Origin of the sequence: Chitinimonas sp. BJYL2, assembly GCF_027257935.1 — a bacterium.
In the GTDB taxonomy this organism is placed as follows: domain Bacteria; phylum Pseudomonadota; class Gammaproteobacteria; order Burkholderiales; family Chitinimonadaceae; genus Chitinimonas.
Genome location: NZ_JANZKW010000006.1, coordinates 108,942 through 132,066 on the forward strand (window position 1 = coordinate 108,942; position 23,125 = coordinate 132,066).

A 23,125-nucleotide genomic window follows, 5' to 3' on the forward strand; every position below is an offset into this window, starting at 1 on the left:
CTGGCCGCTGAGCGCGGTGTGACACAGCTGGAGGAAGCCGTGCACGCCAGAAACTCCCCGTCAGCCCGATCAAGCCACAAAGCGCCATGGACAAGAGCCCGCATATCCTGATTGCCGACGATTATCACCAGATGCGTCTGGCCGTTCAGCACGTGCTGAGCGAAATGCAATTACACAATGTACACGTTGCCACCCACGGTGCCGAAGCCCGGCAGATGCTGGAAACCGTACCGGTATCGCTGATCATTGCCGACTGGAACATGCCCGGCATGAACGGCTACGACTTGCTGTGCTGGTGCCGTAACGACCCGCATTACAAGGACATTCCGTTCATCCTGCTGACTGCGGAATCGGGACGCGAATCCCTCAAGCAAGCCATTGATGCCGGGGTCAGTGATTACCTGGTCAAGCCCTTTACGGCAGCCACCTTGCGCAGCCGGGTGTTGCGCCAGCTGGCGCCCCAGTCGCAAATGCGCCAGCGGGCTGTCATGCCCACTACGCCAGCCTCGGCCGAAGTACCAGTGCTGGGACTGGATGTGCCGCTGGATACGCGGACCCTGCGCGCCACCGTGCTGGTGGTGGATGATGTGCCGACGAATATCGAAGTGATGGCCGGCGTACTCAAGCAGGATTACGCCATCAAGGTGGCCACCAACGGTCCCAAGGCACTGGAAGTGGCACGGGGCGCGCAGCCGCCGGACATCATCCTGCTTGATGTGATGATGCCGGACATGGACGGCTACGAAGTCTGCCGCCAGCTCAAGGCTGACCGACGCACGCGGGATATTCCGGTGATTTTCCTGACCGCCAAGGATCAGACCGACGATATGGTCGATGGCTTTGCGCTGGGGGCTGTGGACTATGTGGTGAAGCCGGCGCAGCCCGAAGTCATGCGCGCACGCATCAATACCCATCTGCGGCTGAATCAGGCCTTGCACGAGTTGCGGCGGCAGAATCAGGTGCTGGCCGATAACGCCCGCCTGCGTGACGATATCGAACGCATTACCCATCACGATCTACGCAACCCGATCGCCGCCGTGGCGCAAACCGCCGAGTTGATGCAGCTGGATGCCGAGCTGCAACCGCAGCAGCGGGAGCGCCTGCAACTGATGGAGGGGGCGGCTAACCACGCCCTGGACCTGATCAACCTGTCGCTCACCCTGTACAAGATCGAGCAGGGCGACTACCAAGCCGAAACCCGGGCGACGGATTTGGGCAAGCTGCTGGAAACCGTGATCGAGGAGATTCGCCTTCAGTTCGCCTGGAAGCCCGTCGATATCCAGAGCGAGTGTCCGGTGCCGCAACAGGCGCTGGCCGAAGCCGCCTTGTTGCGCTCCGTGTTTGCCAATCTGCTCAAGAACGCCGTAGAAGCCTCGCCGGATGACGGCCTCGTCAAAGTGGCGGTATTGCGCGTCGCCGGTGAATGCGTCGTACAGGTCGTCAACCGGGGCGCCGTACCGCTGGCCATCCGGCCACGCTTTTTCGACAAGTACGCCACCCACGGCAAGGCCGATGGCACGGGGCTGGGTACCTATTCAGCGCGGCTGCTGACCGAAGCACAGGGCGGCCGGCTGGAAATGGATTGCAATGACACGCTGGACGAAACCCGCTTGACGCTTTTCTTGCCCGCAGCCTAAAAACGGCCCATGACCTCTCGTCAGCTTATCGTCCGCATCCTGATCGTCACTCTGCTGTACTGGCTGGCGGCTCAGCTCGGGCTGGCCTTCGCCAGAAACGGTTACCTGACGCCCGTTTGGCCCCCGGCCGCAGTCGCCTGTGCGGCGCTACTGATCTACGGTCCGCGCGCCCTGATCGGTGTGGTGGTGTATGTCTATCTGGACTACGCCACCGCAACCACCATTACCACCGAACGCCTGCTGCGTGGCCTGATCGAGCCCGTGTGCATCATGATCACCGCCTTCCTGCTCTATCAGGCGGGGCGACGGGCGCAGTTCGATCTGGCCTTGCGCAGCGTGCGCGCCAACCTGATGGTAACCGGCGTCGGCCTGATCTACGCGGCGCTCAACGGCTGGCTGGCAACGCTCGGTTACTGCGGTCTGGCACAGATTCCCCGCTGCGAGCAGGATGGCTGGCTGAGCCACTGGTTCCAGTTCAGCCTGGGCGATGTATTCGGTATCTGGATCTGTCTGCCGGCCCTGCTGTCCTGGACCTTGCGGCTGGACCCATACGCCCGCGCCCAGCTTCCCCACAGCGAAAACTACCGGCTGATCTCGCTGAAAATGACGCGCACCCAGCTGGTGTACATCACTTGCGGTCTGGTCTGTGCGCTGGTGGCCTGGTGGTACACCCGCCACGCCGCGTTGCCGGTGAATGTGGTGGGTTTCCTTGCCCTGCCCCTGCTGGTCTGGGCCGCTCTGCGCTTCCCGCCGCTGTTCGTGCATTCGGCCATCCTGATTACCGGCCTCATTACCATCAGCCTGCAGCTCACGGCCAACACGCCGGTGCCCACCGATCTCCCGGCGCATCTGGCGTCCCTGTGTCTGTTCCTGCTGAGTCTCTCCATGCTGACCTTGCTGGTCACCGTGGTGGTGCAGCAGCAGCGTGATCTCGCCACCACCATGGCCTATCGGGCCGAGCAGGAACGCACTGCCTTGATCCTGTCTGCAGCACCCGAGGCCATCGTCAGCATCGATGGTCGCGGCCTGATCAGTTACTGGAACCCGGCGGCCGAACGGATTTTTGGCTGGCGGGCCAGCGAAGTCATCGGCAAGCAGGTCCATGCCGTGCTGCCGCCCCCAAATCTGCGTGAAGTGGCTGACGTGGGTCTGGCGCGCTTCTTCCAGACGGGCCAGGGACCGCTGCTCGGCAATGTCGTCGAGGTCGAAGCCCGCCATCGGGATGGTCATATCGTACCCATCGAACTGGCCCTCACCGGCTACCGGGATGGCCGAGAGTGGCGGGCCACGGCCTTCGCGCGGGATATCAGCGAGCGCAAGCGCACCGAGGCCGCACTGGCCGCCGCCGAGGTCAAGGCACGCGAGCTGACCGACAGGTTGCCGCTGGCCGTATTCCAGCTTCGTTTTGTGGACGATGAGCCGCGGATTAGTTTTGCCAATGCGCAGTGGCAGGAATTCGGCCCCTCACCGGAATCCATCATCGCCGATCCGCAGCAGATTTTCGGGCTGATCGTCGACGGTGATCTGGCCAATGTGCGCGAGTCCATGCGTGCAGCCCTGCGTACCAACCACCCTTGGGAGCAGGCTTTCCGCATCCGCCGCTGCGACGGTGTACAGCGCTGGGTTTGGGGTGAGGCGCGCCCCAGCATCGGTTCGGGCGGCGAGATCGTCTGGAACGGCTTCTGGCAGGACATCACCGAGAACCAGCGCTCCGCAGCCGAGCTAGCCGCCGCCCGCGATCAGGCACAGGAATCCCGGCGGCGACTGATCGATCTGTCCGATGCCCTGCCGCTGGCCATCTACCAGCTGCGTCTGGAGCTGGATGGCCGGCTCAACTATGTGTTCGCCAGCGCCAAGGTCAAGGATATCCTCGGCGTGGATTTCCACGAGCTGCGCGATGACGTAACGGCCCGCTGGCGCAATGTGTTCGAGGGCGATCTCGAAGCCTCGCAGACCATCCTGCGCCGCGCCGTGGCCAACCGGACCGGCACCGATTTCGACCACCGGATCAAGATTGGCGACAGCATCCGCTGGGTTCATTCACGCGCGGTATGCAGCATGCAGCAGGATGGCAGCTGGGTCTGGAACGGCTTCTGGATGGATGTGACCGAAGCACGCGAACAGGCCGAAGACTTGCAGCTGGCCATGACCCAGGCCGAGGAGGCCACGCGCGCCAAATCCATGTTCCTCGCCAATATGAGCCATGAGATCCGCACCCCGATGAATGCGGTGATCGGCATGGCGCACCTGGCCCTCAAAACCGAACTGACGGCCAAGCAACGTGATTACATCGACAAGATCCACACGGCCGGCGTCTCGCTGCTGGGCATCATCAACGACATCCTCGACTTCTCCAAGATCGAGGCCGACAAACTGGATCTCGAACTGGTCGACTTCAATCTGGATGACGTGCTCGCGAATGTCTCGGTCGTCACGGCCCAGCGCGCGCAGGACAAGGGGCTGGAGTTCCTGTTCGAGATTCCGCCCAGCGTACCCCGCCGTCTCAGTGGCGATCCGCTGCGGCTGGGCCAGGTGCTGATCAATCTGGTCAATAACGCGGTGAAGTTCACCGAAGCAGGCACCGTCACCATCCGCGCCGCCTTGCTTGAACAGGATGAGCAATCCGTCCAGCTCGCTTTCAGCGTTAGCGATACCGGTATCGGCATGTCCCCCGAGCAGCAGGGCCGTCTGTTCCAGGCCTTCACGCAGGCCGATGGCACCACCACGCGGCGCTTTGGCGGCACGGGCCTTGGCCTCAGCATTTCACGCCGGCTGGTAGAGCTGATGGGTGGCCAGATCACGGTGGAAAGCACGCCGGGCCAAGGTTCATGCTTCCGCTTTACCGTGAAACTGGGACTCCCCAAGACCAGCGAACGCGGTTACATCCTCCCGACCATGCTCAACAACCTCCGCATCCTGGTGGTGGATGACAACGCAGCAGCACGCGATATGCTGGTCGGCGCACTCGATTCCATGCCCCTGCGCGTTGATGCGGTCGAATCCGGCATCCGGGCGCTGGCGGCAATCCGTCAAGCCGATGCACAGGACGACCCATACCGTATCGTGCTCACCGACTGGCAGATGCGCGATCTGGACGGCATCGAGCTGGTCCGCAAGATCAAGGTACCGGATCAGCTCGCGGTCTTGCCCCATATGGTGATGGTGACGGCATTCGGCCGCGAGGAAATCCGCCACCGCGCCGAAATGGCCGGGGTAGACGCCTTCCTGCTCAAGCCGGTCAATCGTTCCACCCTGATCGACACCCTGGTCACGCTGGTCGGCTGCGACGACGATCCGGGACACAGCGGCAATGCGCCCATCGGCGACATGCCGGCAGGCCAGCGCGTGCTGCTGGTGGAGGACAACGAAGTCAATCAGCAGATTGCCCGCGAGCTGCTGGAAAGCTTTGGTCTTGATGTCGATGTGGCCGGGAATGGCCGGGATGCCATCACCCGGCTCCACGGTGTGGCGCCCGATCATTACGCCCTGCTGTTCATGGACCTGCAGATGCCGGTCATGGATGGCCATGAGGCCACCTTGGCCATTCGTACCGATACCCGCTATGCCGCCTTGCCCATCGTGGCCATGACCGCACACGCCATGATTGAGGAGCGCGAGCGTTGCCTCGCCGAGGGCATGCAGGATCACATCAGCAAACCGATTGATCCCGAGCAGCTTCGCGCTTGCGTGCTGCGCTGGATCGGCGCCCGGCATGTCGAGACGCCGGCCACCGTGCTCCCGGCCGGCGACGAACTGAGCCATATCGCCGGACTGGATGCACGTGCCGGCATACGGCGCGTTTCGGGCAACACGGCGCTTTACCGCCGCCTGCTGGGCCAGTTCGCCAGCCGCTTTGCCACCAGTGCCGCAACAGTCCGCACCCAGTTGGCGAGCGACCGAACCGAAGCCGAGCGGGAAGCACACTCGCTGCGCGGTACTGCCGCCAATCTGGGTGCCGATGATCTGGCCGAGCTGGCCGGCGAAATCGAGGAAGCCATCCGCGACGGCGCCGCAGCTGAAGATCTGGAGGCCGGGCTGGTCAAGCTGGACTTGGCGCTATCTGCACTCTGCGGCGAAATCGCGACCCTGGATGCGCCCGATGCGGCCCAGGTCGATACCCGCGTCAGCCCAGCCAGCGCCGCCTCACGCCTGTCGCGCCTGCTGCAGGACAATGACGGCGAAGCGCAAGACTGGCTCTACGATCACGGCGCCCTGCTGCGCACCACACTGGGCGACAGCTTCGGGGCGGTGGAACAGGCCGTGCGCCAATACGACTACGATGCCGCCCATGCCCTGCTGATTGCGCTGACTGCGCGCGCAGGCATAACGCTGCATGCCGATACTCTGGACGAATCCGCCACATGAGCCACCCAACGGTAAGCCAGGAACCCTGGCGGTCTACTTTTCAGACTGCGCTGACGCGCATGCGTGACGATCCCGTCGCCACCATGCAGACCGGCGAGCAGATGCTGGCCGAAGGCAAGGCGCAAAACGACATCGCACAACAGCTTTATGGCGAGCTGACCATTGCCTTGAGCCAGTATTTTGCCGATGGCAGCCGCAGCAACGAGGCCGCCCTGCGCGATCTCAACCAGCGCTTTACCGCACTGCAGTGTCGCGACGGCATGCTGCTGGCCCGCTTTGGCATGATTGCGGTCCAGCGCGTGATGGGCCGCATTGAAGAAGCCTACCGTCTTGGCCATGAGCTGCTGCTGCCCGCCATCCCCGAGGAACACAGTCTGGCCTCCGTGCTGGCCCTCAATACCATGGGCATCGTGGCGCAGGAAGCGGGGGTGACCGACGAGGCGATCCGCCATTTCTATGCAGCCCTCGATGCCGCGCGTGCACTCGACATGCAGGCACGGGTAGCCCAGATCACCTGCAATATCGGGGAACTGTTCTATATCTGCGGTAACGCCGAAGACGGCGAGACCATGCTGTGGGAGGCAAGGGAAATTGCCAAACGCTGCGGCGAGCGCTGGCTGCTGCCCTTTGTGAGCTTTGTGCTCGCCCTGTGCAAACTCTCGCGCGAAGACGTCGATGGCGCGCACGAGGTCATTGCCGAATTCATTGATGCCGGCATCGACACCTTGCAGACCACGCCGTCGAACCGGGGATTCTTTCTGGCAGTAGCTGCCTATACGCTGAGCCAGCGGAATGAACTGGACCGCGCCGAGCAGCTTTGTCAGCTGGCGCTGGCCAATATCGATACCTACGAGCAGCGGCACCTCAAACCCTATTCCTGGTGGGCAAGTGGTCATTTGCACCATGCCAGGGGCCGCCTCCCCGAGGCGATCCGGGATCTCAACCGGGCCATCGATGAGAACAGCGACATGGGCTATGTATTCATGCCCATGAAGGCGACAGCCGAACTGGCGCAGATTCATGAATCCCGTCAGGACTGGCCTGCCGCCCTCGCCGACTACAAGCGCTACCATGCCCTGTTCGAACGCGCCCAGGGTCAGGCCACCCGCACCAAGCTGCAGGTGGTGCGCATCCAGAGTGATCTGCGCGAAGCCGAGGCCGCGCGCCGGCTGGCCGAAGAAGCCACGCGCGCCAAATCCATGTTCCTCGCCAACATGAGCCACGAAATCCGCACGCCGATGAACGCAGTGATCGGCATGTCGCATCTGGCACTCAAGACACCCTTGTCGCCCAAGCAGAAAGACTATCTGCAAAAGATCCACGGCTCGGCCGTGTCACTGCTGGGCATCATCAACGACATCCTCGACTTCTCCAAGATCGAGGCCGGGAAGCTGGATCTGGATGTCTCCGACTTCGCCCTGAGCGACGTGATCAACCGCGTCAGCGATCTCACCGCCAGCCAGGCCGCCGACAAGGGGCTGGACTATCAGGTCACCCTGCCCGCCGACATCCCGCAGCAACTGCGCGGCGATGGCATGCGGCTGGGGCAGGTACTGACCAATCTGGTCAACAACGCCGTCAAGTTCACCGAACAAGGCAAAGTGCAGATCCAGGCCACGCTGGAGCACGAGGACAAACAGGGCGTAAGCCTGCGATTCTCGGTGCAGGACACCGGCATAGGCATGACGCCCGAACAGTGCGGCCGCCTGTTCCAGGCCTTTACGCAGGCAGACGGCACCACCACCCGTCGCTTTGGCGGTACCGGTCTGGGACTCAGCATTGCACGCCGACTGGTGGAACTGATGGGAGGCCGGATCTGGGTGGAAAGCACACCAGCAGTCGGCACGACCTTCCATTTCACCGTACGCATGCAGCGGGGCAGTGCGGCAGAGCGCGTCAGCAGCCACGATGTACGCAGCGCCCTGCCCGACTTCCGGGATATTGCCGTACTGCTCGTCGAGGACAACGATATCAACCAGCAGATTGCGGTAGAGCTGCTGCAAGCCGTCGGCGTGGTGGTTGAGGTGGCCGGCAACGGACAGGAGGCACTCGATCTGCTACGGCTGCATGATCGCCCGCCTTACGATCTGATTCTGCTGGATGTGCAGATGCCCGTGATGGATGGCTTCGAAACCATCCGCGCCATTCGTGCCGACCCCAAACTGGCGGCCCTGCCCGTGGTTGCCATGACCGCTCATGCGATGGTGGATGACCGCCAGCGCTTCCTGGCCGCAGGCATGAACGACCACCTGGCCAAGCCGATCAGTCCCGAGACGCTGTTTGATGTACTGGGACGGTGGACCCGCCAGCGCGAGGTCCACACCCCCAACCCGGCCGAGCCATCGTCCCTGCCCTTGCCGGACATCGACGGGCTCGACACCGCCAGCGGCCTTGCCCGCACGCTCGGCGACCGGGCACTCTATCTGGATCTGCTCGACCGCTTCGCGCAGGAACAGCACGACGTGATGACACGGCTGCATGCGGCCCTGCCCAGCGATCGCGCCCTGGCGCGTCGCCTGGTCCACACCCTCAAGAGCGTGGCAGGCCTGATCGGGGCGAACCGGGTCCAGCTGCTCGCGGACGACATCGAAAACCAGCTGCTCCGTCCCAACAGCCAGGTCGATACAGCACTGCTGCCCAAGCTGGACGCCGAACTCTCGGCCGTGCTGGCTGGCTACCACGCCTTCCGCGATTCACTGGGCGTGGCTGCCCGTGAGCATGTGGAGCTGACCGGGCTGATCGCCCTGCTGCGGGCCCAGGACGGCGAGGCCGTCGACTACCTGGACCAGCACCGCGCCAGCCTCGTACACGCACTGCCCGCGGCAGTGCTGCAACGACTGGAAAAACAGATACGCCAATACAACTACGAAGCCGCACTCGCCACCTTGAGTGCGCAAGCCAGCGCTGTCGCCTGATCACGATTGCGCCTGCCGGAGAGGAACAGAACCATGCCAAACCCGAATGAAACACTGGAAAAGCCAACGATCCTCATCGTTGACGATACCCCCGAGAACATCGCCGTGCTGTCGGCCCTGCTCCGCGACCGCTACAAGACCAAGGTAGCCACCAGCGGCGTCAAGGCGCTCGATATTGCCGCCAGCGAGCCCAGACCGGATCTGATCCTGCTCGATGTGATGATGCCCGAGCTGGATGGCTACGAAACCTGCCAACGCCTCAAAGCCAACCCGCAGACTGCCGACATCCCGGTGATCTTCCTTACCGCCCGTACCCAGGTGGAGGATGAGGAGCTCGGCCTGCAGGTCGGTGCGGTTGACTACATCACCAAGCCCATCAGCCCACCCATCGTGCTGGCGCGCGTGCGCACCCATCTTTCATTGCGCAGTGCCCAGCAATTCCTCAAGGACCAGAACCAGTATCTGGAACACCTTGTCAGCGAGCGTACCCGGCAACTGGCGCAGATGCAGGATGCCACCATTCTGGCCATGGCCAGCCTGGCCGAAACCCGCGATAACGAAACCGGCAACCATATCCGCCGCACCCAGAACTATGTGGCAGCGCTGGCCCGCGCCCTGCAGCCCCACCCCCGGTTCAAGGATGTGTTCACCGACGAGAACATTGACCTGCTCTACAAGTCCGCCCCACTGCACGATATCGGCAAGGTGGGCGTACCTGACCGCATCCTGCTCAAGCCAGCCAAACTGGACCCGGACGAGTGGGAAATCATGAAACTGCACACGGTGTATGGGCGCGACGCCATCATCCAGGTCGAGAAATATCTGGGGGGCAGCAACACCTTCCTTGGCTTTGCCCGCGAGATTGCGCATTACCATCAGGAAAAGTGGGACGGTTCGGGCTACCCGGAGGGGCTCAAGGGCGATGCGATTCCGGCATCAGCACGCCTGATGGCCGTCGCCGATGTCTATGACGCGCTGATCTCCAAGCGCGTCTACAAACCCGCCTTCCCCCATCAGCAAGCGGTCGACCTGATGCGCGAAGGCCGGGGAAGCCATTTCGACCCTGACATCCTCGATGCCTTCCTCGCCATTGAAGCCGAGTTCCTGGCCATCGCTGATCGTTTCCGCGACGCAGAGACCACGCCCGAATGACGCACTGCGGCCAAGCCGGGCAAGATCGCCGCACCAAAGCAAAAGGCCCAGAACGGAAACCGTTCTGGGCCTTGCTGTACTTGGCGGAGAGGGTGGGATTCGAACCCACGGATGCCTTGCGACATCGCCTGATTTCGAGTCAGGTACATTCGACCACTCTGCCACCTCTCCGGCTCGAAGGCGCGCATTGTGGCTAGGCTTGCCCACCTTGTCAACCGTGTCGGCGCAATGATGTGCGTGGCACAATCGCGCCAACCGATTTTCCGGGGGTACCGCATGTGGCGCCTACTCTGTCTGGCCTTGCCGGGGCTGTTGTTGACTGCCTGTGATCGCCTGCCGGCTGCCGATACCGCACGACAGGTTGCACCGTTCAGCGAGTCGGGCGAACTGGTCGTACTGATCCGCAACGGCGCCACCAGCTTCCATGTCGATGCCGAGGGCAAGTACGCGGGCCTGGAATACGACCTGGTCACCCGCTTCAGCCAGCAACTCGGCGTCAAGGTACGCTTCGTGGTGGTGCCCCGTGTATCCGAAATGCCTGACCGGCTAGCGCGCGGAGAAGCCCACCTCGCCGTTGGCATCAGCGCCCCGCCGGCATCCCTGAAACAGGGGCCCCGCTATCTGGACCTGCAAGCCACACTTGTATGCCGCAGCAAAGACCGCCAGCCCCGCAAGCTGGATGAGCTGGGAGGAGGCATCCTCATGGTGGCCAGCGCCTTCACGCACCATCTGGCAGCCACGCTCAAGCAGCACCCGGAACTCAGCTGGCATGAGGCGCAGTATCAGGACACGGAAGAACTCATCGACAAGGTCGAGAGCGGGCTGATCGACTATGCGCTGGTAGATGCCCGCGATGCGGATGTCGCCCGCAATATCCACCCCGGTGTCACCCCCGCCTTTGCAGTAGGGCCACCCCTACCGGTGACCTGGGCCTGGTCCGAAGAGCAGGACGAAGCGCTGGGCGCACCCGTCAAAGCCTTTTTTGACCAGATACGCAAAGATGGCGCATTGGCCCGCCTCACCGACCGCTATTTTGGTCACGCCAACCGGCTGCAGCCGATTGATGCCACCACCTTTCTGAGCCGGCGCATCTCCATCCTCCCCAAGTACCGCCGCCTGTTCATCCAGGCTGAGGCCAGCTACGGCATCGACTGGCGCCTGCTGGCCGCGCTGAGCTATCAGGAGTCCCACTGGGATGCCTTTGCGACCAGTGCTTACGGTGTGCGCGGCATGATGATGCTCACGAACGATACGGCCGACCGGCTGGGCGTCACCAACCGGCTCGATCCGGAGCAAAGCATCATGGGTGGTGCCAAATATGTCGGCATGCTGCGCGATATGCTGCCCTCACGCATACCCGAACCCGATCGCACCTGGCTGGCGCTGGCTTCCTACAATATCGGGACTGCCCACCTGGAAGACGCGCGCATCCTCGCACAGCGCCTCGGCAAAAGCCCGGATGCCTGGAGCGACATGAAAACCGTGATCCCGCTGCTGCGTAACTACGAGTACTTCAGCACGCTCAAGTACGGCTATGCGCGCGGAGGGGAAACCGTGGTGTTCGTGGAGAACGTGCGCAGCTACTACAACATCCTGGTGCGCTTCGAGCAGCCATCCCGACCCATGTTCCCGCCATTCGACGAACAGGTCTCGGTAGAGAATCCAGAGGGTGTGCGCTTGCGTATTGATGCCGAGGAAAAGCAGGGCAGCTAAGCGCAGTGGTGTCCCGGCAGACGGGGGGATCCACTTACCGTCTCGATCCATCCTCCCCCAGGCATTCCCGCTGGCGACCACCACCGAGTCGCACCGGGGCACCGCCATGCTCGGCGGAACAGGCCGGCACGGCTCACGGTTCGGGCGTGCCGGTATCCACCGCACCCTGCCCCAGTTGCTCCCGGGCGGCAGCCGCCAGTATCTGGTACTTCTGGCGGAAGGCATCCAGCGCCTCTTCTTCCAGCATTTCCAGATCCAGCAATGCATTGTGCGCGCCCTGGGTGGCGCGGATCAGCTCGTCCAGCTTGATCTGGATCGCCTCGGTATCCCTGTTCTGCGTGTTCTGGATCAGGAACACCATCAGGAAGGTAATGATGGTGGTGCCGGTATTGATGACCAGTTGCCAGGTATCGCTGAATCCGAACAGGGGGCCGGTGATGATCCAGGTAGCGATCACCATTACCGCCAGAAAAAAGGTCCTGGGTCGGCCGGAAAAGCGTGCAATGGTCTTGGCAAACAGCGAATACCAGGTGGCAGTACGCATGACAGGAACCCTTTCCGAAGCTTGATGCGGCGTGAACCACATCGTCCATGGCGAGGCGGGAGAAACCGTGCGGATCAATGTGCGCAAGCGCACGGTGTGAAATGGCGTCGCGGCTTATACCTTAGCCTACGCGCAGCCTGTGCCGGGCTCGCTGTTCTCTCGGAGAGGCCCATGGCTACTGAAACACTGGAGCAAACCAACGCACGGCTACGCAAGCGCCTGATCCGCATGGCCAGCATGTTGCAGGCCGCACGTTATGGCGAACAGCACGATCCCCTGACCGGGCTCGCAAACCGTAGCCTGATGATGGACCGGCTGCAGCAATCGCTCGCGCTCGCCAACCGGATGGCGCATCAGGTTGCGGTACTGATGATCGATCTCGATGGTTTCAAGATGGTCAACGACAACTTTGGTCATCAGGCCGGCGATCAGCTCCTGCAGCAAGTTGCCGAACGCCTGGTCACCTGCATCCGCGATTGCGATACGGCCGCGCGCGTGGGCGGGGATGAATTCGTCGTCTTGCTGCCGCAGATCGCCACCGCCACCGCCCTGCCCGTCGTGATGGACAAGCTGCGACGATCGCTCGGGGCGCCTTATGTGCTGGAGCACGAGAGCCTGCACATAGGCGCCAGTATCGGGGTGGCCACCTGCAAGGGCATGCCGCTACTCGCCAAGGACCTGCTCGCGCTGGCCGACCGCGACATGTATCTGATCAAGCAGACCAAGCACCCTCGTGTCGCCCCGCCGGAAACCGATCTTCCAAACGGTTCGCCAGCCCCCCAGAAACGCTCGCTCGCGCACTGACCCTGCACCTGTCTCAAGGATGAAGGAGTGATGATGAACAGCACCCATATCGACATGCATAACCGGCCCGCCGCCAGCGGATCAGGCATGCTCACCGCGACCCAGATGCCCTTTTCAGGCAGCCAACCGGCCCTGTCACGCTTCAGCCAGAGCGGTAAATTTGACCGGCTTCCTCTGGATACGGCGTTTGATCTGGTAATCCACCACGTTGCGCTGACAGGCCAAGCCGGCTTGCCGGTGATGTCGCGACTGATGGGCGATGCCGCCGCGGTGGCCCGGTATCTCCACGACAGCCATGCCGGGATGGCCTCGGATCTGCCGGACGCTACGGCCTGCCTGAATTACGACGTACTGAAAGCCAGCGCCGCCACGCTGGCCAATGCGCGCCATGCCATGAGCGGCTTTCACAAGCAGGCGGCCAGCCGCCATGAAAGTGCGGCACAGTCCCACCGCGAGGCAGCCGCCTTGTTCGATGCCGCCATGCCGACGCAGGCCGATGAAATGGGCAGCCTCGCCTTCACCCGCAGTCAGCGGGCGCACAAATCCTCCATCACCGCCCACGCGGAACCTGTACCACCCAAGTCGGATGCCGGCATGAGCGGGATCGGGGAGCCGGCACCATGAACAAGTATCCCGAATCGTCCGAGCTCAAGGATGCCGGCTGGCTCTCCGCCATCATGAACATGCCGGTGCTCAGGGCCGAGGAGTACCAGGAGATACGCGACAAGAAACGCGAAACCCGGCGTCAGCTGGAAGACCTGCACGACCAGTCGCAGCAAACCCGGGATCTCTGGTAACGCGCCGGACCGCAGGGCAAAAGAAACAGGCGGGTCTCCCCGCCTGTTTGGTTGTCTGTGGCATCCGGGCCGTCCTTGGCATGCACGCGCAACGGGCCGTGCCAGTGCACTCAACGGCTCTTGCGTAAGCGTTTGCCCGGCAGGGCGCAGTAGGCGCCATCCCTCTGCTGCCTCATGCCCGCAGCCATATGCAGGGTAGAGCGAGGCGCTTTGACGGTGGACGGGGATGGCGGCAAGGCGTTGGAGGCGCGGGCGCCGTCGTCGGTCATCCGGGCATGGGCTTGCGCCAGCGTCTCGCTGGCCGGTTCGGTGATCATTTGCAGCGTTTGCATGATGTCTCCTGTAGACCCACCGGTATCAACCGTCGGGCATTTCATCGGTGAAGGTATGAAAGAGCAGCAGCAATACCGAGGCGCCGATAAAGGCGACCAGCAAGCTGTAGAAATTGAAACCGCTGATGCCTTCGTAACCCAGGGCTTCGGGTATCACGCCGCCAAGCAGACCGCCCATCATGCCGACCAACAGATCCAGCCAGCTTCCGCGGCCAGTCTGATTAACCAGCTTGCTGGCCACGGCGCCTGCGATCAGTCCGATCAGGATCCAGGTGATGAACACGGTGTACCTCCACATCGGGATAAGCGGACCTTGGTACCGCCAGCCGGGTGGCTATCGGGCAAGCGCTCATGAACGATACTAGCGCTCGCCAGGCAGGCGCTCTGTGCGCCAGTGAACATTGTGCAGGCCATGCCGAAACTGCCGGATTGACGAGCAGGTATCACATCCTCACAGCCCATCGTGGACAGCCGGCAAGCGATCAGGCAGCGATGCCGGGCAGGGGGCGCTACGTAGTTGCAGAACGGTGCGGAAGACCTGATCCCAAAGCCGGTTGGTAACCCCGAAATTGCCGGTAACTAGACGTGACTGGTGGTGGCGGGCGTGGAAATCGCTTTCAACCCTTAGCCAGGGAACCGCCGCACCGGGTTGATGTAGCCAGTGATGTAACACCGAATACACCGTGTAGCCGGTCGCCATGCCAAACGTCAGCGCAACGGCCGAGGCCACGCTTTGCCACCAAAGCGCGGGCAGGAATACCAGACCAATGATCAGCGAGAGGCTAAGCAGTGTCGGTGCGCCCATCGCGACGCGGGGCTGACGATGATGCGCAGCATGCCAGGTACTGAATGGTGCCGGTCCATGCAGCACAAACCGATGCAGGATGTATTCGAGAAAAGTCCACAGTAGCAGGCCGACGACGATCAGTAGCCATACGGTGCTGCTATTGCCTGCAGGACTGGCAAACATGAGGAATGCACCCAAGCTCGACAGCAGATACAGGTAAACCGCTGCATCCAGGCCACGGGTCAGGGGACTCTGTTCAAAGCTGTGCAGGCTCATGGTGGGGACCCCGTGTCGGCTTGCCCCGGAATCGAGACGTTTTCAGGCTATTGCCTATCGCCACGAGCGTATGTACGCCATCGCACAGTTGGCCCGCAACGCATCACTCGCTCTGTTGCACAACGCACAGAAGCGCGATGTACGGCAGCGCACGCTGGTGTCTTCTTTCTCACTGACAGGCGCTACCACCATGTCCGATCCTGGCCGAATGGAAACCGACGCAATGGGCGATATTGCGGTGCCCGACCACGCGCTTTGGGGTGCACAGACGCAACGCGCCTTGGGTTATTTCCGTATTTCCAGCGAGACCATGCCCTGGCCTTTGCTGCACGCACTGGCGCAGGTCAAGCAAGCCTGTGCCGGGGTCAACCAGACCTTGGGCCTGCTCGATGCCAAGCGCGCCAAAGCCATCGGCTACGCCGCGGGCGAGGTGATGAACGGGGCTTACCTTGATGCCTTCCCGGTGTCGGTATGGCAATCCGGCTCGGGCACACAGACCAATATGAACATGAACGAGGTGCTGGCCAATCGCGCCTCGGCGTTGATGGGCGGCCCGTATGGCCGTGACCGTCTGGTTCACCCCAACGACCACGTGAACCTGGGCCAGTCGTCCAACGACATCATTCCCACGGCCATGCATCTGGCCATCCTGCAGGGTCTGCAGAACGCGCTGCTGCCGGCACTGGAGCGCCTGTGCAGCGATCTCGCCGACAAGGGCCGCGATTACCACGATCTGGTCAAGATCGGCCGTACCCATCTGCAGGACGCCACCCCGCTGACCGTGGCGCAGGAGTGCTCGGGCTGGGAGGCCCAGCTGCGTTTTGCCGAGCAGCAGATCCAGCGGGTCCAGCAGGGCCTGTTTCCGCTGGCGATTGGCGGAACAGCCGTGGGCACCGGCCTCAATACCCATCCCGATTTCGGCAGGCTGGTGGCCAAGCGCTTGGCAGCCGATACCGGCCTGCCGCTCTGCCGTGCCGACAATCCCTTCGCCGCACTGGCGGCCCACGATGCGGTGCTGGCACTGCATGGCAGCCTAAAGACACTGGCGACAGCGCTGTTCAAGATCAGCAGCGATATCAAGCTGCTGGCATCGGGGCCACGCTGTGGTCTGGGTGAGTGGCATCTGCCGGAGAACGAGCCCGGTAGCTCGATCATGCCCGGCAAGGTCAACCCGAGTCAGTGCGAGGCACTGTGCATGGTGTGCTGCCAGGTCATCGGCAACGACGTCGCCATCGGCATGGCCGGGGCGACCGGCCAGCTCCAGCTCAATACCGGCAAACCACTGATTGCCCATCTGTGCCTGCAAAGCCTGCGCTTGCTGGCAGACAGCATGGCGAGCTTCGGACGTCACTGCGTGCGTGGCATGGCGCCCGATCGTGAGCGCATAGCCGGCAACCTGTCGCAGTCGCTGATGCTGGTGACGGCGCTGGCGCCACACATTGGCTACGACCGCGCCGCCGCGATCGCGCTGCATGCGCACACCCAGGGGCTGAGCCTGCGTGCCGCGGCGCTGGAGTTGGGAACCGTATCGGCCGCGCAGTTCGATGCCTGGAGCGTGCCTGAAGACATGCTGGCCAGCCACTGACCGCGCTGCGTGCTGGATGGCCTAGCTGCCCACTTATCGGGACATGTGTCGCTATGTTCGTCAGCGAACATAAGCATGGCGCGTTAAGCCCTAGACTGGGGACGGCAGGCAGTCCCTACGCTGGCTGCTGCCACCAACCCCAGGAGTGCCCCCATGAGTCCCACCGATAGTCCGCGCGACAATCTGTTGCTTGCCGTATTGCCGGATGAGGACTGGCAGAGCTGGTGCTTGCAGCTGGAGGCCATTGCCCTGCCGCTGGGCCAAGTGCTCTATGAGTCAGGGGGCAAGATGCACTATGTGTACTTTCCGACCACCGCCATCGTGTCGCTGCTGTATGTGATGGAGAACGGCGCTTCGGCAGAAATCGCCGTGGTCGGTAACGAAGGCGTGGTCGGCATTGCGCTGTTCATGGGCGGAGAAAGCACCCCCAGCCGTGCGGTGGTACAAAGTGCCGGCATGGGTTACCGGCTCAGGGCACAGATCATTAAGAACGAGTTCAACCGCGCCGGCCCGGTCATGCATCTGCTGCTGCGATACACCCAGGCCCTGATTACCCAGATGGCGCAAACGGCGGTCTGCAACCGCCATCACTCGCTCGATCAGCAACTCTGCCGCTGGTTGTTGCTGAGCTTGGATCGCCTCCACGGCAGGGAGCTGATCATGACCCAGGAGTTGATCGCCAACATGCTCGGCGTACGCCGCGAAGGTGTGACCGAAGCCGCGCTCAAGCTCCAGCGGGCGGGCCTGATCAGCTATGCACGTGGCCATATCAGCGTGATCGACCGGCCGGGGCTGGAATCGCGCACTTGCGAGTGTTACGCCGTGGTCAAGAAGGAATACGACCGCCTGCTACCCAAACGCATTGCCACCTGAACGATTCCGGCACGATGCCGTGCACGATTTCGCCACTGTGTGCGCTATGACACGGTGGTGCGCCACCGTGACGCGCAGACTGGCTTGCAGGCTTATCCCTCGCGTAATGCTCGCGCAGTGGGCGAGCCGTTTGCCACTCGTCAACGGAGGTTCCCGTGTCTGCTGTACAGAACCATCTGATTGCCCGGCTCCCGCGCATAGATCGCCAGCACCTGCTGGCCGTCTGCGAACCGGTGGAACTCTTGCTGGCCCAGTCGCTGTACACACCAAGCCAGCCGACCCGGCATGTGTACTTCCCGATCAACAGCTTCGTATCGCTGGTGGCCCTGGTCGACCAGCACCCCGGTCTCGAAGTCGGCATGGTCGGCTCGGAAGGCATGCTGGGTTCACAACTGGGGCTGGGTATCGGCGCTGCGCCACTGGCTGCGCTGGTACAGGGGGCCGGCAGCGCCTTGCGGGTGAAGGCCTCGGCATTCCGGCTTGAGCTGGCCCGCAGCACGGCCTTGCTCCGCTGCCTGCACCGCTATCTGTACGTGGTGATGTCACAGCAGGCCACTTCGGCAGCCTGCCTGCACTTTCACCTGATCGGCCCGCGCCTCGCGCGCTGGCTGCTGATGAGTCAGGACCGTGCCCACAGCGACCAGTTCGATATTACCCAGGCGTTCTTGGGTTACATGCTGGGCGTGCGCCGGGTGACCATCACCATGGCCGCGGGCGAACTGCAGCGTAGCGGGTTGATTGCATACCGGCGCGGCAAGATCACGGTGCTGGATCGCGCGGGTCTCGAAGCCGTCGCCTGTAGTTGCTATGCGGCCGACAGGCGCCTTTATGCCCGTCTGATGCACTGACCCGCCATCACCCATCCGCCACGACCACCCTGCACCGCGCCGGGTGGTCTGGCCATGAGCCCGCTTTATGGCCGGGCGCAAGCCGCAAGATCCCGGCGCGTTCCGATCCCTTGTCACTGTGTGCGATATCGTACAGACGTGTCATGGCGCTGTCCCCGACCCTGATGTCAGGCGTATCACCATGACCTTCGGCCTGTGACGATTCCGGTCTTCATGTTTGCGTATTGCCTCGCTCCCATCCATTGGCCCCAAGAGGAAAGCAGTCATGACTACCCTTCAATACCGTAAATCCACTTTTGCCCTCGCCCTGGCACTGGCCACCACCTCCCTGTTTGCTGCCCCTGTCAGCAAGGCGGATTACGCCGCCGCCAAGGAACGCATCAGCGCCGAACACAAGGTCGACAAGGCTGCCTGCAACAACCGCAGCGGCAACGCCAAAGACATTTGTCAGGAACAGGCGGCCGGCAAGGAAAGCATTGCCCGCGCCGAGCTCGAGTACGCCTACACAGGCAAGCCGGCAGATGCCGGCAAAGTGGCCATCGCCAAAGCCGATGCCAACTTCGAGAACGCCAAAGAGCGATGCGACGACAAGGCCGGCAACCCCAAAGATGTCTGCCGTGCCGAAGCCAAGGCCGCGCATGTACGTGCGCTCGCCGATGCCAAGGTCACTGATCAGGCCGTCGATGCAGCCAAAGAGGCCCGCGAAGACAAACGAGACGCCGACTACAAGGTGGCCGCCGAAAAATGCGACGGCCAGGCAGGCGCAGCCAAGACCGAGTGCATCCGGGTGGCCAAGGCGCATTTCAACCTGCGCTGACCCTTGCGGCTTGCGCAGGGCTACGGTCCTGCGCTGGTTGCCCAGCAAGATAACTCGCAGACCGGCTCGGGCATCCCGCCCGCGCCCATCGGCCCATTTGCTCCCGAGGTCACTATGAACACGCTGAAAAACATGACGCGCATTGCGCTGTCACTATCGCTACTGGGTCTGGCCGCAACTGGCCCGTCCTATGCCGCGACCACCGATTATCGCGGCGTCGATGCTTACAACCCGTCTTGGTACATCGCCCCGAGTGTGAACGGGATCGACCCGGACTCCCGTTTCGGCATCGATCACCGCGGTGAGGGCGTGGGCCTGCGGCTGGGCGTACCGGTCTCACCGGAATGGGATATCCAGTTCGGCCCCACCTTCTCCCGTGCCCGGAACGGCAGCCTGCATTACCGGCAGAACACGCTGGGCGTCGACGGCCTGTATCTGTTCTCGCGAGATGTATTCCGCCCCTTCGTGCTGATCGGTGCCGGTGCCGAATACGACAAGGTCAACACGCCCTTCATCGCCGCCCGCCGCACCTCCCCCTATGTGAATGCGGGTCTGGGCTTCCAGTATGGCTGGGGTGATCAGTGGGGCATGCAGATGGACTTGCGCCGCGCCTATGGCTACCTGCGTGGCGACGACTTTCCCTTCAGGCGCGCTCATACGAACATCCTCACGCTCGGGCTCACCTACGCATTCGACAAGCCGCCCCGCGCCGCACCGATGGCGCAAGCCGCACCGCCGGCAGTGATGGCACCGGTTGCCGTGGCGGCCCCTCCACCACCGCCGCCACCGCCAGCTCCGCCGCCACGCTTCGAGCGTTACCGGCTGTCATCAACCGAGCTGTTCCCGTTCGACAGTGCCGAGCTGAGCCTGCCGCAACCCAAACTTGACGAACTGGTCACGGCGCTGGCGCGGAATCCACAGGTCGGGCATGTCGTCATCGCGGGCTATACCGATCGGCTCGGTTCGGACGACTACAACCAGGCGCTCTCGCAGCGCCGCGCTGAAGCAGTCAAAACCTATCTGATCAACAGGAACGTGGCTGCAGATCGCTTGTCTGCCGAGGGGCGGGGTGAGAGCAACCCGGTGGTCGAATGCAATGACACCAAGCGTGCCGATCTGATCGTCTGCCTGGAAACCAATCGCCGGGTAGAGGTTGAGGAGCTGACCTTCGAGCGGCGCATCCCCTGAGCGCGCCACTGCTTGGCCGGCACAAGCAAAAAACCAGCCTTCTGGCTGGTTTTTTCATGCTCGCTCATGGGGGCCTTTCACGCCTAAGGCTGACGGCACCGCCAACGGGCCGTCGCCGGGCATTCATCGCCGCAGTGGTGCATGGGTTGACGGGAGACCGAGGGCATTGCCGGTGTCGCGCAATGAAAGCGAGCGCAGATAGGCTTCAATCACCCGATACTCGCGATGCACCCGATGCCGCAATTCCAGCAGGTAGCGGTGCATGGCCACACCCGCCGGCAGCGTGCCCGCCACGGTTTAGGCGGGACGCAGCGGCGGCCCGAGGCGGCTCGTACCATCTGCCCCCTTGCCACCCACGAGCCGGCATAGGGCAAGCGGCTTCACAAGCGCCCCATGAGCAAGAGAATGACGAGAATGATGATCACAAGGCCTAGGCCACCGCTGGGACCATAGCCCCAGGAACGGCTATGCGGCCAGCTGGGTGCGGCACCGATAGCCAGCACGATCAGAACAATCAGTAACAGGGTGGTCAAGCTCATGGCGTTCTCCTTGGTCAGTAATGCACGCCCCCAGCCTAAACCGACCAGTAACGGCACTCTGTGCGATAGCGAACACATTGCCGCGGTTGCCTGAGCGGGGCGTCTGCGTATGCCACCACACCGACAGGATGCAGCCGCTGCGGTATAGGTAAACCTGATCATCCCTCACTCGCGGCGGTATCCATGGCCTACATCTACACCGATTTACAGAAACAGCAGGATCTGGTGAGACCGGTTGACCCCATCCAGGCCAGTCCGCGAGTGCAACCGAGTGGTGACTGGGCCGACAGCCTGCGCAACCGGGTCTGGACCATCGTGCCACCCGATAGACTGAGCGTGGCCAGAGTGAACGAACGATACCGGAGCCGCGTGCCCGCCGACCCGGACTCGCCGATGGCCGAGCAGGTTACGCCGGGCCGGATACGTCATCTGGCAACCTCGGGAACACGGGGGCGATTGATTGATACCGATGCCTAGAGCTGGCCGGTTGGGCTTGGGCTGAGTGCGGGGCAATCGGTAAGAGACCCGCTACCCAAGGCCAGTTACCCGCGTCTGCAGAGCGGGTCACCCTGCCCGGCTGCGGGGCGCGCAGCATGACAGCAACCACGCCGGTCTTGCCGGCGCGATGGTCCCGCACAGGTGCTGGTGTCAGAAGGTCAGGCCAGCTGCCTGTACCCGCTTCACGCCACGTACGTTCCGGGCCAGTTCAACCGCCAGCGCGCGGTCGTTTCCGCTGCCGAGCTTGCCGTTGAGTGTCACGATGCCATTGAGCGTGGTGACAGAGATATCGAAGCTGTCCACATAGTTCGAATACAGGAACGTGGATTTGACCTTGGTGGTGATCCAGCTATCGGCCAGTTTGGTGCCGGTAGCCGTTGCGGCGCGGGAGGCTGCGGTATCCGGTCGCGAGCCGACGACCAGCTGATTGTTGACCGATTCAACGCCGCGTGTACCCAGGGCCACACGTCCGGCAAAGGTTTTGGCCGCAGCGTCATCGGCACTCCCGGTCAGGGTCACCTTGCCCGACAAGGTGGCGACATCGGCTACCAGTCCGCCCGAATATTTGCTCCAGGCCAGCTTGGACTGAATGGCGGTGCTGATGGTCGCGTCATCAACCATATCGGCGTAACTGCGGCCGTTGGCAGGAGGCGGTGCGTAATCGGTGTCGACGACAATCTGGTTATCCACATCGCGAACACCCCCCACACCCAGGGCAATCTGCTTGGCCAGCTCCTTGTTCACGCCCTCGGCGACCTTGCCCGACAGGGTGGCCTTGCCGTCCAGCACCTTGACCTGCAGGTTGCTGTGGCGCAGATAGGGATTCAATGCAAAGGTGGTCCATATCTGACTCTCCTGACGTGCATTGACCACCTCTTGAGTCAGCGGCAAGGCGAAGGCGTGGCTGCTCATGGTGAGCAGGGCAGCGGCGAGACTCGCGCTGAACAGGGACTTGCGGACTGGGGTATGCATGATGGTTCTCCATGACTCAGGAAATCAGTGCGATGCAGCTGGAAGCCGCCCCTTGCGGGGCGGCGGACTTACGCTGGATCACTGCTTGTTGCAGGTCTCAAGAAAACTGTTGACCTGTTTGTCGGCCTCCTGGCGCGTCACCGAGTAGCGCTCCTGCACCAGTGTCGCGAGCTTGCTGGGCTGGCCATCGGACTGGCGCAACTCTTCTTCGCTGAGCTTGCCCCAAGTGCTTCTGGCGGCATTGACCTGCTTGGGCCAGTCCAGCTTGATGGCATCCACACCGGGAATCGGGGGAACCGACTGGGCGACCACTGGGGGCTTTTCATCGCCCTTGGCTTGGTAGTTACCGCCCGGCTTGGGGGTATTGGGCTGGGCTGGGCCGGCTGCCTTGTTGGGAGTGGCAGTCGATTTAGGATCGTTAGGCTGGTTATGCATGATGAACCTCTTGAGTAAGCCCCGCAGGCCGCGAGATTGCGGTGATTG

The 23,125-nt window shown here is 62.8% G+C and carries 22 protein-coding genes and 1 tRNA gene; 14 read left to right on the forward strand and 9 right to left on the reverse strand.

The window, feature by feature from the left end; all coding sequences use genetic code 11:
- The first annotated feature begins 86 nt into the window (after nucleotides 1-86).
- Genes O9X62_RS15545 through O9X62_RS15560 form a run of 4 tightly spaced genes read left to right on the forward strand, consistent with a single transcriptional unit; the run spans nucleotide 87 to nucleotide 10,069 of the window.
- Nucleotides 87-1,637, forward strand: coding sequence for a response regulator (locus O9X62_RS15545; protein ID WP_269533876.1), 1,551 nt, complete (start codon nucleotides 87-89; stop codon nucleotides 1,635-1,637).
- Between the two features lie 9 nt (nucleotides 1,638-1,646).
- A complete protein-coding gene (locus O9X62_RS15550) occupies nucleotides 1,647-6,002 on the forward strand; it encodes a response regulator (RefSeq protein ID WP_269533877.1) in 4,356 nt (1,451 codons plus the stop codon).
- Nucleotides 5,999-8,917 (forward strand): ATP-binding protein, encoded by a 2,919-nt coding sequence (locus O9X62_RS15555; RefSeq protein ID WP_269533878.1) that lies wholly within the window; start codon nucleotides 5,999-6,001, stop codon nucleotides 8,915-8,917. The genes O9X62_RS15550 and O9X62_RS15555 overlap by 4 nt, the downstream gene beginning before the upstream one ends.
- A gap of 33 nt (nucleotides 8,918-8,950) precedes the next feature.
- The gene (locus O9X62_RS15560) at nucleotides 8,951-10,069 is read left to right on the forward strand and encodes a two-component system response regulator (protein ID WP_269533879.1); all 1,119 of its coding nucleotides are present in this window, start codon (nucleotides 8,951-8,953) and stop codon (nucleotides 10,067-10,069) included.
- 81 nt (nucleotides 10,070-10,150) lie between these two features.
- Here the strand turns inward: O9X62_RS15560 and O9X62_RS15565 are convergent.
- Nucleotides 10,151-10,240 (reverse strand) — tRNA-Ser (locus O9X62_RS15565).
- 105 nt (nucleotides 10,241-10,345) lie between these two features.
- Between O9X62_RS15565 and mltF the strand changes: the two genes are divergently transcribed.
- Nucleotides 10,346-11,782: a membrane-bound lytic murein transglycosylase MltF gene (gene mltF, locus O9X62_RS15570; RefSeq protein ID WP_269533880.1), complete on the forward strand. Its 1,437-nt coding sequence runs from the start codon at nucleotides 10,346-10,348 to the stop codon at nucleotides 11,780-11,782.
- A 133-nt stretch (nucleotides 11,783-11,915) separates the two neighbouring features.
- Here the strand turns inward: mltF and O9X62_RS15575 are convergent, their stop codons facing one another.
- Complete coding sequence (locus O9X62_RS15575; protein WP_269533881.1) at nucleotides 11,916-12,326, reverse strand: low affinity iron permease family protein; 411 nt, start codon at nucleotides 12,324-12,326, stop codon at nucleotides 11,916-11,918.
- A gap of 171 nt (nucleotides 12,327-12,497) precedes the next feature.
- On the opposite strand from O9X62_RS15575, the gene O9X62_RS15580 reads away from it, so the two are divergent.
- Genes O9X62_RS15580 through O9X62_RS15590 form a run of 3 tightly spaced genes read left to right on the forward strand, consistent with a single transcriptional unit; the run spans nucleotide 12,498 to nucleotide 13,927 of the window.
- Nucleotides 12,498-13,130, forward strand: a complete 633-nt coding sequence (locus O9X62_RS15580; RefSeq protein WP_269533882.1) for a GGDEF domain-containing protein — start codon at nucleotides 12,498-12,500, stop codon at nucleotides 13,128-13,130.
- 30 nt (nucleotides 13,131-13,160) lie between these two features.
- Nucleotides 13,161-13,754 carry a hypothetical protein gene (locus O9X62_RS15585; RefSeq protein ID WP_269533883.1) on the forward strand — a complete coding sequence of 198 codons (594 nt, stop codon included), beginning with the start codon at nucleotides 13,161-13,163 and terminating at the stop codon, nucleotides 13,752-13,754.
- The gene (locus O9X62_RS15590; protein ID WP_269533884.1) at nucleotides 13,751-13,927 is read left to right on the forward strand and encodes a hypothetical protein; all 177 of its coding nucleotides are present in this window, start codon (nucleotides 13,751-13,753) and stop codon (nucleotides 13,925-13,927) included. Before O9X62_RS15585 ends, O9X62_RS15590 begins: the two co-directional genes overlap by 4 nt.
- 110 nt (nucleotides 13,928-14,037) lie before the next feature.
- Here O9X62_RS15590 and O9X62_RS15595 read toward each other — a convergent pair whose 3' ends face one another.
- The 3 genes from O9X62_RS15595 to O9X62_RS15605 form a co-directional block, all read right to left on the reverse strand.
- The gene (locus tag O9X62_RS15595) at nucleotides 14,038-14,259 is read right to left on the reverse strand and encodes a hypothetical protein (RefSeq protein ID WP_269533885.1); all 222 of its coding nucleotides are present in this window, start codon (nucleotides 14,257-14,259) and stop codon (nucleotides 14,038-14,040) included.
- Nucleotides 14,260-14,284: 25 nt separating this feature from the next.
- Nucleotides 14,285-14,542 (reverse strand): GlsB/YeaQ/YmgE family stress response membrane protein, encoded by a 258-nt coding sequence (locus O9X62_RS15600; protein WP_269533886.1) that lies wholly within the window; start codon nucleotides 14,540-14,542, stop codon nucleotides 14,285-14,287.
- A gap of 168 nt (nucleotides 14,543-14,710) precedes the next feature.
- On the reverse strand, nucleotides 14,711-15,322 hold the full coding sequence (locus O9X62_RS15605; protein ID WP_269533887.1) for a sterol desaturase family protein: 612 nt from the start codon (nucleotides 15,320-15,322) through the stop codon (nucleotides 14,711-14,713).
- A gap of 190 nt (nucleotides 15,323-15,512) precedes the next feature.
- On the opposite strand from O9X62_RS15605, the gene O9X62_RS15610 reads away from it, so the two are divergent.
- The 5 genes from O9X62_RS15610 to O9X62_RS15630 all read left to right on the forward strand — a co-directional run bounded on the left by O9X62_RS15610 (nucleotide 15,513) and on the right by O9X62_RS15630 (nucleotide 20,633).
- On the forward strand, nucleotides 15,513-16,907 hold the full coding sequence (locus O9X62_RS15610) for a lyase family protein (protein WP_269533948.1): 1,395 nt from the start codon (nucleotides 15,513-15,515) through the stop codon (nucleotides 16,905-16,907).
- Between the two features lie 153 nt (nucleotides 16,908-17,060).
- Entirely contained in the window at nucleotides 17,061-17,780 is a 720-nt protein-coding gene (locus O9X62_RS15615; RefSeq protein ID WP_269533888.1) for a Crp/Fnr family transcriptional regulator, read from the forward strand.
- A 155-nt stretch (nucleotides 17,781-17,935) separates the two neighbouring features.
- On the forward strand, nucleotides 17,936-18,628 hold the full coding sequence (locus O9X62_RS15620) for a Crp/Fnr family transcriptional regulator (protein WP_269533889.1): 693 nt from the start codon (nucleotides 17,936-17,938) through the stop codon (nucleotides 18,626-18,628).
- 265 nt (nucleotides 18,629-18,893) lie between these two features.
- Nucleotides 18,894-19,445 carry a hypothetical protein gene (locus tag O9X62_RS15625; RefSeq protein ID WP_269533890.1) on the forward strand — a complete coding sequence of 184 codons (552 nt, stop codon included), beginning with the start codon at nucleotides 18,894-18,896 and terminating at the stop codon, nucleotides 19,443-19,445.
- Nucleotides 19,446-19,559: 114 nt separating this feature from the next.
- Nucleotides 19,560-20,633, forward strand: coding sequence for an OmpA family protein (locus O9X62_RS15630; protein ID WP_269533891.1), 1,074 nt, complete (start codon nucleotides 19,560-19,562; stop codon nucleotides 20,631-20,633).
- Nucleotides 20,634-20,756: 123 nt separating this feature from the next.
- Here the strand turns inward: O9X62_RS15630 and O9X62_RS15635 are convergent, their stop codons facing one another.
- Together O9X62_RS15635 and O9X62_RS15640 are read right to left on the reverse strand one after the other, a co-directional pair.
- Nucleotides 20,757-20,897: a hypothetical protein gene (locus O9X62_RS15635; protein ID WP_269533892.1), complete on the reverse strand. Its 141-nt coding sequence runs from the start codon at nucleotides 20,895-20,897 to the stop codon at nucleotides 20,757-20,759.
- 116 nt (nucleotides 20,898-21,013) lie between these two features.
- Complete coding sequence (locus O9X62_RS15640; protein WP_374708408.1) at nucleotides 21,014-21,166, reverse strand: DUF3309 family protein; 153 nt, start codon at nucleotides 21,164-21,166, stop codon at nucleotides 21,014-21,016.
- A 189-nt stretch (nucleotides 21,167-21,355) separates the two neighbouring features.
- On the opposite strand from O9X62_RS15640, the gene O9X62_RS15645 reads away from it, so the two are divergent.
- Nucleotides 21,356-21,649 carry a hypothetical protein gene (locus O9X62_RS15645; protein ID WP_269533894.1) on the forward strand — a complete coding sequence of 98 codons (294 nt, stop codon included), beginning with the start codon at nucleotides 21,356-21,358 and terminating at the stop codon, nucleotides 21,647-21,649.
- 171 nt (nucleotides 21,650-21,820) lie between these two features.
- Here O9X62_RS15645 and O9X62_RS15650 read toward each other — a convergent pair whose 3' ends face one another.
- Both O9X62_RS15650 and O9X62_RS15655 read right to left on the reverse strand, forming a co-directional pair.
- A complete protein-coding gene (locus tag O9X62_RS15650; protein ID WP_269533895.1) occupies nucleotides 21,821-22,642 on the reverse strand; it encodes a BON domain-containing protein in 822 nt (273 codons plus the stop codon).
- Between the two features lie 78 nt (nucleotides 22,643-22,720).
- Complete coding sequence (locus O9X62_RS15655; protein WP_269533896.1) at nucleotides 22,721-23,077, reverse strand: hypothetical protein; 357 nt, start codon at nucleotides 23,075-23,077, stop codon at nucleotides 22,721-22,723.
- Nucleotides 23,078-23,125 lie beyond the last annotated feature (48 nt).